Source organism: Clostridioides sp. ZZV14-6154 (assembly GCF_020657785.1).
Lineage (GTDB): Bacteria > Bacillota > Clostridia > Peptostreptococcales > Peptostreptococcaceae > Clostridioides.
Genome location: NZ_JAGWCY010000006.1, coordinates 103,039 through 117,358 on the forward strand (window position 1 = coordinate 103,039; position 14,320 = coordinate 117,358).

A 14,320-nucleotide genomic window follows, 5' to 3' on the forward strand; every position below is an offset into this window, starting at 1 on the left:
AAAAATATGAAAATAGATTCAAAAAAAGAGCAACTAATTAACACAACAGTCCAGCTATTAACTTCAAATAGAGATATTTCAAGTATCACAGCTAGAGAAATCATCGCTAAAGCAAATGTCAATTTGGCTATGATTAATTATTATTTTAAATCTAAAGAAGCACTAATTAATACTGCTATTAAAAGAATTTTAAAATGCCATATGGATGAATATAAAGCTACACATGATAAAAAAAATTTAGCACCTAGGCAGGAATTAAAAGAAATGCTAATGACATTTTGTGATGTTATAATTTTATATAGTCAATTTATAGAGATTTCTGTACCTTACATATTAGTGCAGGAAGACATTATTTATCCATTTGAAATATTGCCTTTGATTAGGGCTCATTATAAAAATCACGACAATAACAAAACTGAGGAAGATTACAAGGTTATTGCATATCAAATAACTTCATTTATACAGTTAGTTCTTCTTCGCTCTAACGCTTTTTTAAGGTATAGCGGTATTGATATTATGGATGCTGAGAAAAGAAGTGCTTTAATTGACTCTCAATTAGATTTATTTTTAGTAGACACTATAAAGTAGTACTATTTCAGTTTAGTATTATCTCTATTTAGTATTTATATGTGTTTAGTATTATGTCTGTTTGGTACTATTTCAGTTTAATTATATGTCTACTTAGTTATATGTATATTTAATTATATGTTTGTTTAACTATATGTCTATTTAGTTTTGATACATAACTCTGACATAACTTAAAGATATTCTCATAGACTCAAATACTTACATTAAATAAAGGGGGAATTTTAATGTTTTTTACATTTATAGGGATAATATCAGCAGTTTTATTAGTATGTACAATTATATGCGGACTCTGGATAAAACTTAATAATCGCAACAATGACTCAAATTCTCACTTTACTTTTTCAATACTTTCAATTGTATTTTCGTTATTGATTGTGGTAGCTTTTTTAGTAAAAAAATAGTGTTTTTATATCATAAGATAAAAACATATAATTATTTTATGTTGTCTTCAAGTTATCATATAGAAGCTTTTTAGGCAACTAGTTTTTATACTATCACAATAATACTCTTTTCTATTGATTAAAATAAGTACAACCGCATTAACATAAATTTTATCTAAACAATTATAATAGTCTACCCTTTACATATCAGCATACCTTTTATCTAAATAATCGTAGCAATACCCTCTCAACAATTTTTCTAATTCAAACATTACAAAAAAACACCCAATTCTTACAACGAGACTTATATTCCCAGACCCCTTTCAAATGCTATCATTGACTTACAAGATAAATGAAAGCGAGGATGATATATATGCTTAAAGTAAACAATTTATGTAAATCATACAAGACAGGTAATAAAACGTACCCTGTATTAAAAAATATTTCTTTTGAAATCAATAAAGGTGAATTCGTTGCAATCATGGGTGCATCTGGAAGTGGAAAGACAACTCTCTTAAACTGCATTTCATGCTTTATACCAATTGATGAAGGTGAAATAACTCTTGGAAACAATAATATAAGAAACCTACAAGAAAAAGAACTTTCCGAAGTTAGAAATCAGCAGTTGGGATTTGTATTCCAAGATTTTATGCTGTTTGATGGTCTTAGTGTCTTTGAAAATATCTGTGTTCCACAAATTATCAAAGGTGGTCAAGTTATACAAATGGAAAACCGTGCTACTAGTCTATGCAAGTTATTTGGTATTGAACATATACGCAAAAAATACCCTGCCGAAATATCCGGTGGTGAAAAACAACGTACCGCCGTAGCAAGAGCTCTTATGAACAATCCAGATTTGATATTAGCAGATGAACCAACTGGTAATCTTGATAGCAAATCTTGTCGTACAGTAATTGACTCATTCCTAAAAGCCAAACAAGAACTAGATGCTACTATATTCATGGTTACACATGATAGCTTTGCTGCAAGTTTTTGTGACCGTGTTATTGTCCTTAAAGATGGAATGGTTTACAAAGAAGTCGTAAAATCAAATTCAAGACGTGAATTCCTAGACGAATTATTGGAACTTTTAAAAGAAATGGGAGGCGGTCAAGATGACAATTAATAAATTATATGGAAAACTTCGAGCCTACAATTGGAAAAACTATACAATATTATTCTTTTGTATAATACTGTCTGTAGTCTTAGTAACTTCATATGCTTTAATTTATTTTAGCCCTACAGTACAAACAATCCTTCCAACTGGTGGAGATAGTAGAAAACAAGCCATAATGATATTTGCAGTTGCTATATTAGGATGTGCTGTTTTTACTACTTATGCCTCTTCCCTATTTTTAAAATTTAAAAGTAGAGAAATTGGTATTTTTATGGCTCTAGGAACAGATAAGAAAAATTTGAAAAAGATTCTATTTTCAGAAATACTACTTATTTCAATAGTCTGTTGTCTTTTAGGTCTTATATTAAGTATACCTGTATCTTTTGGTATATGGAAGATATTCCAATTAGTAATTATTGATACAAGAGAAATGGCGTACCAATTTGGAACTCAAGGATTTATATATGGTTTCATATTTTGTATATTTGTAACTCTATGTATTTTCTTACTTTCAGTAAAATTCATTAATCGTACAAATATAATTGATATACTAAATGACCAAAGAATCTCTGAACCAGTTCATGAAGTGAAAAGTTGGTATGGTATATTGGGAGCATTTTTTATGGTATTAGGACTTCTTCTAGGTTATGTCGTACCTTCAATAGTCATAAATAAACTTAATTACAGGTTGCCATCTATATGGAGCATCACTTACATATTCTCTGCTGTTGGAATTTACATGATTATGACATATGTAGTGGTACATGCAAAAAGAGGAAAACATCCAGAAAAATACTATAAGAACATTATATCTACTAGTATGATGCGATTTATGGGCAAACAAACAGTAAAAAATATGTGTGTTATTGCATTTTTAATTGCAGGAGCCTTATTTGCTGTATTCTATGTACCTAATATGATTACAGGAATTAACGAAAATATTAAAAAGAATCCTATAGATTACACGTTCACTTATAATCAAAGTGTAAATCAAATATCAAAAAAAGAAATTGAACAGTTGGCAGATAAGCATAACGTAAAAATCCAAAACTACATGGAACTTCCTTCTATTGAATTAATTGTAGATGGTACAGAATCAATATTTAATAAAGATAGAACTATTGATGATGTATATATGAAAAAACATTCTTTAGCTATGTTCTTTAATTCTAAGGATTTCTCTAAATTAATTGGTAAACCTATCACTATAAAAAATGGCGAATATCTTGCTGTTGTAAGTAAAGGGAATGAAAATAGAGATTATGATTTTCCAAAATTTATATCAAGCCCAGCCACAGAAAAAGAAACTCCTTTTAAATACGCTGGAAGCCTAATATTTAATGGTTCTTTCTTTCAAAATGCTGGTATGAATGCTTATGTCCTTAGTGAAGATGATTACAACACATTTACTAAAGGTTTATCTATAAACAATTACAATAATTCTGTCCTATTTGATGTAGATAAAGCTACAGATACCTATGCTTTTGCTAGTGATTTAAAGGCAGAGACTATAAAAAGAACACCTAAGGAAATGGGAAAATACACTAGTTATGATGAATATGTGAAAAAACGCTATGAATCAGCTGGTCAAAAATATTTTATGGATGAAGAGTATCCAAGTGGAGAAGGTTCTTTAAAATTAACTCCAGATAATAATCAATTATATCTCCAATGGAAGTACTATCCTAATTTTAAAATTTTACAGAGTCAAGATATGATAAAAAATACGGCAGTATTCTTAATGTTATTTATCTATGTAGGTATCATCTGCTTTACGGCTGTGGGAATCATTGCATATACAAGAGGTGTTACAATAGCAGTAAATCACAAACAAATTTTTATAGACTTAAATCGATTAGGTGCTAACAACGACTATATAAAATTCTGTATTCGCAACCAATTAAAGAAAGTCTTTTCGTACCCTCTTATTACTGGAAGTTTTGTAATATATCTTTTTAACTTTATGATTATGGTAAACAATGATGGTAGAATTGTTCATAGTGAAGTCAATGCTCTTCTGATAAATCTAGGTTTGCTAGCGATTTGTGGGGTTTATATGTACCTTATATATCGGTTGACTTATAAAAAATTCAAAGAAATTATTGGGATTTCAAAATAAGTTTGCTTAAATGATTCTAGATAAGGCTTCTCTAAGTACATCTATATAATTTTTATCTGTACGATTCTAGTTAAAACTTATTTAAATAAGATTCTACTTTGCTACCTAGATATATTTCCTCTTTTATATATCTAGGTAGCTCAATTTATTATATACTTAATTATATAAATATAAAACTTGAAAGGAGAATACTCATTGATTTCAATTTGTATTTGTGATGACGAAAAACAACAAAGAAGTATGCTAAACAAAATCATCACAAGAGAAATGGATTTGTGGGGCTATCCCTGCCAGATAAAAGAACACTCAAATGGCGAAAGTCTAATATACAACCTAGAACACGAAAATTATTATATGGACATCATTTTTTTGGATATTGAACTTGGAGAAATTAATGGAGTTGATATAGCAAAAGTCATCCGAAAATACTCAAAAGATACTATAATTATCTTTGTCACAGGTTTTTCTGACTATGTGTTTCATGGATATGATGTAGGAGCTTTAAACTATATCTTAAAACCTTATAAAAGTGAAAAAATATGTGAAGTCTTAAAAGAAGCACTAAAAAAATTAGAACAATGGAAAGAACACTTTATTACAGTTCAGATTGGAACTAACCTTTGTAAAATCAATACAAAAGACATTCTCTACTTCAAAAGTGAATTAAGAAAGTTGACTGTAGTAACCCCTGACAAATCTTTAGAATATTATGGAAAACTAAATGACATGGAAGACATCCTTCCATCTAATTTTATACGTACACATCAGAGATATATTGTCAACTTAAACTATGTAGACAGTGTAAATAAGACGTATGCTAAAGTACAAAATGAAAAAATTCCTATAAGTCGTCAAAAATATCAAGAAGTTGTAGGAAAATTTGCAAGACATATGCTAGAATCTTAATTTTTAGAAAGGTTTTTCAAATGGATACTTATTCAATAATATCAAACGCTACAATTTATATTACAGTTTTAATTAGCATTTTTATAGCTTTTTTTCTTTATAAGCTAACATCTTATTTTATAGACTTTAGGAAACACTGGATTTTTAAAATAATATTGATTTTGGGTTATTCTATTATCACTCAAATGATAATATGGCTTTCTGACCCTGTAAATATCCTCTTTACACTACTTGGATATTTTATACTCCTTATAGTCTGTAGTAAAAGTAGGTTGATTCCTATAATATCAGTTATAATGATACTCTATCCTATTATAGTTGGTATTAATTTTCTTTTTATAAACAATCCTCTATATAGAGAACTTGTAAGCTCAATTGAGTATACTGCAATACTTTCAATTGTTAAGATAGTTTCTACCATAATTAAAGCATTTTTATGGTTTTTGATACATTTTTTCTTAAAAAATAGATTAGTTAATATAAAACAGTACCTTACAAATCGCATATGGATTTTTATTGATGTTGTATGTATGTCTTCGTTTTTATCAATATTAATCGCCATTATTTTACCACCTACTAATTTAATTCCTATGGGTAAGGATAATATTATTTTAGGTAACTTGCCTTATGGTACTTATCTAATTATTTTATCTGCAATTATAGCTAATATTGGTGTAATACTTCTTTTAAATCCACTAATTGAAAATGTAAAGATGAAGTTAGAAAATCAATCGAATCATATAAAAGAAGAATATTACGACTTACTAGAGAATCAACAGGTTCAGATACGCAAAATACGACATGACATAAATAACCACTTCCAAATGATTGAATCTTATTTAGAGGTTGAAGATATTGATGGAGCTAAAGATTATTTTACACAATTAAAACTTGGTTTTGGGACTTTAAGTGGTAAGCAGTTTTGTAAAAATCCAGCCCTTAATTCAATTTTAAATCTTCGTCATGCAAAGTTGGAAGAAAATGGTGTTGATGTTCATTTTAATATAGATATAGACAATCACTTTGGTATAGAGCCAATGGATTTATGTACTATTTTTTCAAACTCTTTGGATAATGCTATCGAAGCATCCTTAAAGATTCCCGACTTATCCAATAGAAAAGTGATATTAAAAGCACGTTGTGAAAATGAATATTTTAGTTATTTATTGACAAATAACAAGGTAAATACTATCACTAAAAAACATGGCTTATTTATTTCAGATAAAGATAATAGTAAATCTCATGGATATGGTGTTGAAAATATCAAGGAAATTGTTGATAAGTATAGTGGAGAGTTGAACATTTCTTATACTGATACAGATTTTTCTTTATTTCTTTATATTAGGTTATGTTAGTATTAAGCTGAAAATCATATTATATAATAAGAGAGCAGGACATTGTTTGCACCCATTAAACTATACACCAGTTTTTCAATCTCACTGCCCACATTATCAAGTTCCACTTGCAGGTCACTGATTGCCAGACAAATTGGACAGGTCATGTCTATGAACGAGAAAACCTCTGAGAAGTTTCAGCAGTTAACGAAAAAGATTATGGATAAGGTGTGAAAATAGAGTTTTGAATGTGATTGTTATTTCATAGCTTGAATGATATAATATTGAAAATAAAAATTTTTTAAGGAGAATAATCATGGAATATATTGTTGATGATTATGAATTGGATGCTAAGGTCTTCCTATCTTTGGCCAACAGTGTTTGGCCTGGCAAATATGATGTTGAAAAAACACAGAAGGCATTGAAAAAAACAATCAATATTACAGCGTATGAAGAAAACCAACTTATTGGGTGCATCAGAATATTATCTGATGGATATTATTTTGGTACAATCACAGAACTGCTGGTTTTACCAGAGTTTCAAAAGAAAGGTATTGGAAGCAAATTGTTAAACCTGGCCAAAGTCCACACACCGACATCACTATACTTCGGTGCACAGCCAGGAGTAGAAGAATTTTATGAAAAGAACGGTTGTCAAAAAGATATGCAATCATATATGATTAAAAAGGAGAGTCTCTAAAGAAAGCCCCCTCCACGTCTATACATGAAATTGAATTGACAAATCCTAATTTGTTAGGAGTATAGTAAAGCCAGTCGAGCCAGCCAACGGTTAAGCCCATTCATTTAAGCCTTGATTGGTTGACTACTCCCCTCTCTAGGAGCATACGATATTTGTTACCAACAACCTGCTTCACTGTCTACATGTACTTCCTTGTAAACTTATCTAAACTTAAATTTAAATATATTAAACTTAAATATGGCAAATAATATCCTAACTGTATCTATTAGAATACAATTCCCTAGCCTTTTCAGTAACCTCTTTAACAAAATCTGATTTATTATCTGTATAAGCATCACGATTATGCTCATGTTCCTTCCATAATTTCAACTTAAGACTTTCATATTCCTTCGCAACACTTGGATTATCAATCAAATAATCTCTAAAAAATAATTCATCATTATCCCCTGCACACCTTATATGTAAATGAAAAACTCGTTCTGCAAACCCATCTACTGTATATCCTTTATTAAGTGAAACCCTCTCACCACTTTCAGACATGCAAATATAGCCATTTGACTCAGTTAATTCTTTAATCTTTTGCATGTTGCAATCAGGCTTTATCTCAATCAATATATCAACAATCGGTTTTGCATAAATTGTATTTACAGAAGTACTTCCAATATGACTTATTCTCACAATTTTTTGCATAGGAAGTAGTTCAGTTAGTCTAGATTCTTCTTCTTCAAACCAATCTTTCCAACATTCCCTATGATTAGTTAAAAATATAGGAAATAGCTCCCATAATTCTTCTAATGTCATATCTGACAGTTGTTTTCTCATAAACCAGTTCTCCCCTTTTAGATTAGTAAATTTAATTGTTCTTTATACAATTTTATTGCTTTTGATTTTATTAATTTCTACGATTTTATTAATTTTGATTTTATTTCTACAACTTTATCTCTTTTTTAATCTTACTTAGAGAACACTCAGCTTCATTTTTTATTAAATCATTTTTATCACTATATAAAACTTGCTCAAGAATATCTATACTTTCTTGAGTCTTAAAAGAAGAAAGGCACATTACACATTTCCAAATAATTAAATCATCTTCCGAATACTTTTCCATTACACTTACAATCTTTTTAAAATAATACTCACTAGCTACCTCTTGATTATAAAATATCATAAATCCTATCGCATCAATTACTTCAGAAATCTTAATCCTATCATCACTCTCTAAAACATCAAACAATGCAGGTAAAACCTCTACATTCATCCTTGCTAAACTTCTCGCAATTATATCCCTTGCCAATGGGTAACTCTTCTTTTTAGAAACCTTGTCTGGCAAATATTTATGTTGATTGTTTCCTATTATTCCAAGATATTTAATCATCTGTTTTGCAGTATAAGTATTACCCTTTTCAAGGGCATTACAAATCTCAATCTTCGTATATAGAAATTTTTCACCACAAAGCTTTCCTAACAAAAATTCTACAAATTCTTTATTTTCGACTCCATATCTTTTTGACATTAAGTTTATAGAAACTGACCTTTCAACTGCTTTTGATGAATTTGCTAGTTCTAATAACTCTTCATCTGAATACGATTGAAATTTATTGATATATTCTTCTGTAATAAAACCTCGCTTTATCCAATCTTCATTATTACTTTTCATAAATTAACCTCATATTATTAATAAATTAAATTCCATCTTATAGCTAACAAGTTTTAATTTAACAATTTAATATTACTTACAACAATCTAATATACTTCCTTTGCATCTCTCGGTAGGCTTCTCACATGCTCCAAAAAACTCCTACTCCTCAAACTTCTTCAAACAAATAGTTGCATTATGTCCACCAAAACCTAAAGAATTAGAAAGTGTATATCTCACATCTTTCTCAATACCACCCTCTACAACATAATTTAAATCACAATCTGGGTCAAAATTTTTATACCCTACAGTCATAGGAACAAATCCCTCATCTATAGATTTTACACAAACTATTGCCTCCAAAGCTCCAGCTGCACCTAATAAATGTCCTGTCATTGATTTTGTTGAACTAATAAGTACATCTTCAGAAGCCTCTTTTAATGCTAACTTTATCGCAATGGTTTCGTATTTATCATTAATTGGAGTAGATGTACCATGTGCATTTATATAGTCAATTTCACTTGGATTGATTCCACCTTCATTACACGCCATTAAAATTGCTTGGCAAGCTGCTTCTCCTGTAGGGTCTGGACTAGTAATATGATATGCATCTTCTGTTACACCATAACCCACTACTTCAGCATAAATCTTAGCATTTCTTTTTTTAGCATTCTCCAAGCTTTCTAATATCAAAACAGCTCCTCCTTCACCCATGACAAATCCATCTCTGTCTTTATCAAAAGGAATTGACGCTCTATCAGGATTATCGCTATTACTCAAAGCTTTCATATTATTAAATCCAGCCAATGTAAATTCAGTTATACATGCTTCAGAACCACCAGCCACACAGACATCCAATCGTCCATGTTTAATAGCTGTAAATGCTTCACCTATTGTATGAGTAGATGTTGCACAAGCAGAGACCAAAGCATAATTAATTCCTTTAAATCCATATTTAATGGCAATAGTTCCAGCAGCCATATTTGATATTAACATTGGTATTGTGTATGGAGAGACACGTCTCCCACCCTTTTCTACAAACTTTCTATATTCACTTTCAAAAGTATGTATTCCACCTATACCACTACCAACTATTACACCTATACGATAAGGGTCAAGTTCTTTAAAATCAGTTCCACAGTCAGAAATTGCTTGTCTTGTTGCTTCAACTGCATATTGACAATACAAGTCATTGTGTCTAATCTCTTTCTTAGAAAATGATAACAAAGGATTAAAATCTTTTACTTGCCCTGCTACTTTTACAGATAAATCCGTAGTATCAAATCTATCAATCATCTGTATACCATGATTTCCTTGTTTTACATTACCCCAAAACTCTTCAATATTATTTCCAATAGGGGATACTACCCCAACGCCAGTTATTACAACTCTATTCATATTTACTCTCCTTTTTATTATACTCTTTATACATATTACCCCATTCAACTAAAGAAACTAATATAGGACGCAAAGTCATACCTAATTCAGTTAAAGAATATTCAACTTTAGGTGGAACTTGTGCATAGACTTCACGATGCACCAAGCCTTCATCCTCCATACTCTTTAGATTCTGCGATAACATTTTTTGACTTATATTTTCAATTGATTTACTTAATTCACCAAAACGCTTTTTTCCACTTATTAATTCTCTTAATATTAAAAACTTCCATTTATCACCTATCATTTGCAGTGTGATTTCTACTGGACAAGCAGGTAAATATTTTTTCATATTATCCTCCTTAACTAACTTAAAGTTATATACTCACTTTTAGTTAGTATAATTATATGATACTATATTTACTACGTCAAGGTAACAGATTTTATTTGTAAAAAGCTTCTGTATTTATTATAGAAGCTTTATATATTCATTTAAAAAACTCTTTGTATTTATTTGTAGAAACTTTATATATTCATTGTAAAATCTATTTATATTCATTTAAGAAGCACTTTGTATTTATTCCACAAACTTTATATATTCATTTAAGAACTTATAAGATATTTTCTTTCCATACTTCAATACAACAAGAGGTATCAACATATTGCTGATACCTCTTTTATATACTTAACATAATCACGTATTAATATATTTATAATATTTACCCAATAAAAAATTAAAGATGAATGATTAGAGATTAAGAATTTAACCATCATGGAAAGTATGACATTATTGTCAAATCTAAGTAAGTGTGGGAAGATTACTCTTCCACTTCCCTTTCATCAAATATTTTATGCTGAAATATCACACATGTACCACCATATTCCGCATTTTCTATTCTGATTGAACCACCAAGCATCTTAACTAATTGCTTGACAATGTACAACCCTAAGCCAGAATGTCCACCTTCAGTTTGTCTAGCCTCATCACCTCTATAAAATTTTTCAAAAACTTTATGCATATCTTTAGCACTGAATCCAGTACCAGAATCACAAATCTCATATGAGATATATTCTTTTTCTGCCTTTGCTGATATTTTGATTTTTCCACCTTCCGGAGTATATTGCAGACTATTGGATACGATATTATCAAAGATTCTTTCCAATTTCTCTATATCAATCAAGATAGGTTCTTCTACATCACTTTGAATATAATGACTACAGGCATAAAAAATGTAAGCCAACGAATTGCTGTACGTTTTGTTTCTAGCCACTCTGATGATAATACTCCTATCATTTTACTTCCCTCCTATTAAACCAAATGCTTGTAATTACTGTAATTACAACAAATACAACCATGGATACGATAATTCCAACAGGAATCACAGATGAATCTAAAAGGGGATTTCCAGTCTCCAAAATAGCTCCATTTGGATGCACACCAACAATAGGACACATCAGCCTCATAGCCCAACTCCATGGTACTGCAAACCATAAAGATTTTATTGCTGTAAGAACACTTACCATCATACCTACAAGTGCAATTCCCATACTTAAGAATGTTCCTTTCCATGTAGCTGCCCACAACTGAATAGGAATAAGTGTAAGAGAAACAAACCAACAAACAAAGCCTCCAGCAATAATCTTTCCAAATGGGATTGCTCCTTCTGATAAAAACAAACCACTAATGATTGTTGCAACTATCAAAACTAGTGTTGAAAGCAGAGTGTAAACTGCCATAGCCATAATCTTATTAATCCAAATAGTCATAGGTGAAACATTATATGCACACAAAGTGCGATAATTCCCAGCTTTTCTTTCCTGACCAGCTACCAAAGTTGCAAATAATCCCATACCAAGAGGTAAAAATACAAGTTGCCACGAATATTTATTTATAAATGAAAAAAGTTAAGCAGTACTAACAAAGAAAAAGAGCAGGATATCATCCTACTCTTTTTCTTTGTTAATATTATGTATTTATATCTTACACTACTCTATTCTCAATACTTGTATTTATTCAAAAGCTTTAAACTCAAGTATATTTTCTTTAATATACTGCTTCATATTTCTTTAAAACACTTCTTCATAGTTCTTTAAAACACTGCTCCAAAAAGGTTAATAGTATTTCTATAGTATTTAGACTAAAAACATATCTTTTTAATTATCTTATTTAGTATCAGAATCAAAAGGAATCCATGCACGTCCAAACTCTTTATCTTTAAATAAATAGGATAATCCAGTTATTTGCTTTAATCTAAGAATCTCCTCAATATCCATCCCTAAGTGCTTTGATATCCATTTATCAGATTTTCCAATATCACAAAGTTCCTTTATAATATTGCTCATTAAATCCACATTATGTGAACCTCTTGCACGATTGTGACGAATAGTACTTGCCATTCTCTCATCAAGTGATTTATCAATTACTGAAACAGGAAGTACTCCACCTTCTCTATCATATATATCCTTATTTTCAAGCATTATTCGATATCTATGAAAACCATCTACAATAACATATTTGTCATTTTCTGGATTATAATAACAAACAATCGGCATTGTATATCCATCTTCTTTTATACTTTTATACAATAACTGCATTTCTGGTGGAGCCACTGCATTTGGATTATAGTCGTTAGATTCTATCTTTTCAATCGGGACAGCGATAATTTCATATACAGGACTTTTATACTTCATAGCATCTTAACTCCTATCTCAAAAAATTTTTCATACTTTTTCTTAATGTACTCTGTTTTCATTCTTTGCTCTTTTGTAGGACTAAATCCCATAAACTTACACATATGGTCATTTTTCAAAATACAATAACACATTCTTTTCCAACTTGGTATATCTTTAGTAAATTTAATATCATCTGTATCATCAGGTATATCTCCTAAGAATATAACTCTACTTTTTTTATCTTTTGTATGATTAGAAATTCCATTTCTTTCTATATTATACCCTTTTCTTATCAACTCACATATAGCGATTTCTGGCAAACCTCCGCCTTTATTATTCCAGAAGTCAATAGATGTTGAAAATTTTTTAATATAATTATTTCTTATATTTTCAGGTAGAGTATCAAGCAGAAAATAAGTGAAACTTTTCCATGTATGTCCTTCTGGCAACTTTACACTACGATACCCCATAGCTTTTGTTTTTCCATAAATAGAAGTAAAATTAGCCCCTTGTACTCTAGCAACCAATTTCACCCATACTTCTGGGTCCAATATCTTATATAAATTTAAACTCTCTTTTGCTGAATCATTGAAAGGAGATGCTACTCTCATTTTTCTTGGAGGCAATCCAGCTTTATAGAACAAATCATAGATTTTATTGTATTCATAGTCGAATTTATAATTGGCTACCCAAACATCTTCTAGTCCCCAGTCATATAAAGGAGATGCTGTCCATACATTTTTAAACTCCTTTGTTATCCAACACTTGCCTTTATATCCATGCTGTTTATTCACAATAGCACAATAACGTTGTAAGGATTCCGAGGCTCTTGTTCCAAGTAAACAAACAATTTTTGCACCCTTATGCTTGTCTCTCATCCACCTACCAAATTGCTTTGCCAAACTTTCCTGCTTCATCTTATATTTATAGTAGGTAAAAGGATTACTTTCTTGATTTATTACGTATTCTTTGTTTGGCATTCTTCTTACCCATAATTCTTCTTTCTCATCATCCCATGGATACCAAAACATTTCATGATTACCTACAGCTGTTCTCGTAGCCATTGGCAGACATACCCAATATGGTTCAATATCTTCAAGATTGTCTTCAAACATTTTTTCAACATATTCTGTTGTCATACTATATTGAGCCTCAAAATCTTGATGAAATACTCCTATTTTGGATTTTATATTATATTTTCTTTTATAATCCAAAACTAAATTCAATAATAGACCACTATCTTTTCCTCCACTGAAAGATACATAGATATAATCAAATTCACTGAAAACATAAGAAAGTCTGTCTTGAAAAGCTTCAAATACACTGGATTCCAAATATCTTTTATCCATTTGTAATCTCCCCTTTCAAATAGAAGTTCATGAAAACTTATAACATAATATTATATATGCACTTTTAGTAGTAATCAGCATAAATTATGCATCCTCTAAGTGCATAAATCCAAAAAAATAAATATAATTATAATATAAATC

General features: G+C 30.0%; 15 protein-coding genes. 7 read left to right on the forward strand and 8 right to left on the reverse strand.

The window, feature by feature from the left end:
- Window positions 1-6 precede the first annotated feature (6 nt).
- From KGF45_RS13475 to KGF45_RS13510, 7 genes are all read left to right on the forward strand, one after another.
- Window positions 7-588 (forward strand): TetR/AcrR family transcriptional regulator, encoded by a 582-nt coding sequence (locus KGF45_RS13475; RefSeq protein WP_227839158.1) that lies wholly within the window; start codon window positions 7-9, stop codon window positions 586-588.
- A 224-nt stretch (window positions 589-812) separates the two neighbouring features.
- On the forward strand, window positions 813-989 hold the full coding sequence (locus KGF45_RS13480; RefSeq protein ID WP_227828778.1) for a hypothetical protein: 177 nt from the start codon (window positions 813-815) through the stop codon (window positions 987-989).
- A gap of 352 nt (window positions 990-1,341) precedes the next feature.
- Window positions 1,342-2,094 carry an ABC transporter ATP-binding protein gene (locus tag KGF45_RS13485; RefSeq protein WP_227828779.1) on the forward strand — a complete coding sequence of 251 codons (753 nt, stop codon included), beginning with the start codon at window positions 1,342-1,344 and terminating at the stop codon, window positions 2,092-2,094.
- Window positions 2,084-4,204, forward strand: a complete 2,121-nt coding sequence (locus tag KGF45_RS13490) for an FtsX-like permease family protein (protein ID WP_227842727.1) — start codon at window positions 2,084-2,086, stop codon at window positions 4,202-4,204. The genes KGF45_RS13485 and KGF45_RS13490 overlap by 11 nt, the downstream gene beginning before the upstream one ends.
- A gap of 195 nt (window positions 4,205-4,399) precedes the next feature.
- Window positions 4,400-5,110, forward strand: coding sequence for a LytR/AlgR family response regulator transcription factor (locus KGF45_RS13495; protein ID WP_227842728.1), 711 nt, complete (start codon window positions 4,400-4,402; stop codon window positions 5,108-5,110).
- A gap of 20 nt (window positions 5,111-5,130) precedes the next feature.
- Window positions 5,131-6,465, forward strand: a complete 1,335-nt coding sequence (locus tag KGF45_RS20495; protein ID WP_413926593.1) for a GHKL domain-containing protein — start codon at window positions 5,131-5,133, stop codon at window positions 6,463-6,465.
- A 295-nt stretch (window positions 6,466-6,760) separates the two neighbouring features.
- On the forward strand, window positions 6,761-7,144 hold the full coding sequence (locus KGF45_RS13510) for a GNAT family N-acetyltransferase (RefSeq protein ID WP_227841030.1): 384 nt from the start codon (window positions 6,761-6,763) through the stop codon (window positions 7,142-7,144).
- Between the two features lie 252 nt (window positions 7,145-7,396).
- Here the strand turns inward: KGF45_RS13510 and KGF45_RS13515 are convergent, their stop codons facing one another.
- From KGF45_RS13515 to KGF45_RS13550, 8 genes are all read right to left on the reverse strand, one after another.
- Window positions 7,397-7,966 carry a GrpB family protein gene (locus tag KGF45_RS13515; protein ID WP_227841029.1) on the reverse strand — a complete coding sequence of 190 codons (570 nt, stop codon included), beginning with the start codon at window positions 7,964-7,966 and terminating at the stop codon, window positions 7,397-7,399.
- A 106-nt stretch (window positions 7,967-8,072) separates the two neighbouring features.
- Complete coding sequence (locus tag KGF45_RS13520; RefSeq protein ID WP_227828786.1) at window positions 8,073-8,801, reverse strand: HEAT repeat domain-containing protein; 729 nt, start codon at window positions 8,799-8,801, stop codon at window positions 8,073-8,075.
- Window positions 8,802-8,942: 141 nt separating this feature from the next.
- Window positions 8,943-10,178: a beta-ketoacyl-ACP synthase II gene (fabF, locus tag KGF45_RS13525; protein WP_227842730.1), complete on the reverse strand. Its 1,236-nt coding sequence runs from the start codon at window positions 10,176-10,178 to the stop codon at window positions 8,943-8,945.
- The gene (locus tag KGF45_RS13530; protein WP_227828788.1) at window positions 10,171-10,509 is read right to left on the reverse strand and encodes a winged helix-turn-helix transcriptional regulator; all 339 of its coding nucleotides are present in this window, start codon (window positions 10,507-10,509) and stop codon (window positions 10,171-10,173) included. Before KGF45_RS13530 ends, fabF begins: the two co-directional genes overlap by 8 nt.
- A 466-nt stretch (window positions 10,510-10,975) precedes the next feature.
- Entirely contained in the window at window positions 10,976-11,338 is a 363-nt protein-coding gene (locus KGF45_RS13535) for an ATP-binding protein (protein WP_227842731.1), read from the reverse strand.
- A 109-nt stretch (window positions 11,339-11,447) separates the two neighbouring features.
- Window positions 11,448-12,050 carry a lantibiotic immunity ABC transporter MutE/EpiE family permease subunit gene (locus KGF45_RS13540; protein WP_227828816.1) on the reverse strand — a complete coding sequence of 201 codons (603 nt, stop codon included), beginning with the start codon at window positions 12,048-12,050 and terminating at the stop codon, window positions 11,448-11,450.
- A gap of 270 nt (window positions 12,051-12,320) precedes the next feature.
- Complete coding sequence (locus KGF45_RS13545) at window positions 12,321-12,848, reverse strand: IbrB-like domain-containing protein (protein ID WP_227828789.1); 528 nt, start codon at window positions 12,846-12,848, stop codon at window positions 12,321-12,323.
- Window positions 12,845-14,179, reverse strand: a complete 1,335-nt coding sequence (locus tag KGF45_RS13550; protein WP_227828790.1) for a phosphoadenosine phosphosulfate reductase — start codon at window positions 14,177-14,179, stop codon at window positions 12,845-12,847. Before KGF45_RS13550 ends, KGF45_RS13545 begins: the two co-directional genes overlap by 4 nt.
- Window positions 14,180-14,320: the final 141 nt, after the last annotated feature.

Bases quoted from the DNA above. Each gene is read 5' to 3' on its own strand.
- KGF45_RS13475 (WP_227839158.1), top strand. From the start codon at position 7: ATGAAAATAGATTCAAAAAAAGAGCAACTAATTAACACAACAGTCCAG.
- KGF45_RS13480 (WP_227828778.1), top strand. From the start codon at position 813: ATGTTTTTTACATTTATAGGGATAATATCAGCAGTTTTATTAGTATGT.
- KGF45_RS13485 (WP_227828779.1), top strand. From the start codon at position 1,342: ATGCTTAAAGTAAACAATTTATGTAAATCATACAAGACAGGTAATAAA.
- KGF45_RS13490 (WP_227842727.1), top strand. From the start codon at position 2,084: ATGACAATTAATAAATTATATGGAAAACTTCGAGCCTACAATTGGAAA.
- KGF45_RS20495 (WP_413926593.1), top strand. From the start codon at position 5,131: ATGGATACTTATTCAATAATATCAAACGCTACAATTTATATTACAGTT.
- KGF45_RS13510 (WP_227841030.1), top strand. From the start codon at position 6,761: ATGGAATATATTGTTGATGATTATGAATTGGATGCTAAGGTCTTCCTA.
- KGF45_RS13515 (WP_227841029.1), bottom strand. From the start codon at position 7,966: ATGAGAAAACAACTGTCAGATATGACATTAGAAGAATTATGGGAGCTA.
- KGF45_RS13520 (WP_227828786.1), bottom strand. From the start codon at position 8,801: ATGAAAAGTAATAATGAAGATTGGATAAAGCGAGGTTTTATTACAGAA.
- fabF (WP_227842730.1), bottom strand. From the start codon at position 10,178: ATGAATAGAGTTGTAATAACTGGCGTTGGGGTAGTATCCCCTATTGGA.
- KGF45_RS13530 (WP_227828788.1), bottom strand. From the start codon at position 10,509: ATGAAAAAATATTTACCTGCTTGTCCAGTAGAAATCACACTGCAAATG.
- KGF45_RS13545 (WP_227828789.1), bottom strand. From the start codon at position 12,848: ATGAAGTATAAAAGTCCTGTATATGAAATTATCGCTGTCCCGATTGAA.
- KGF45_RS13550 (WP_227828790.1), bottom strand. From the start codon at position 14,179: ATGGATAAAAGATATTTGGAATCCAGTGTATTTGAAGCTTTTCAAGAC.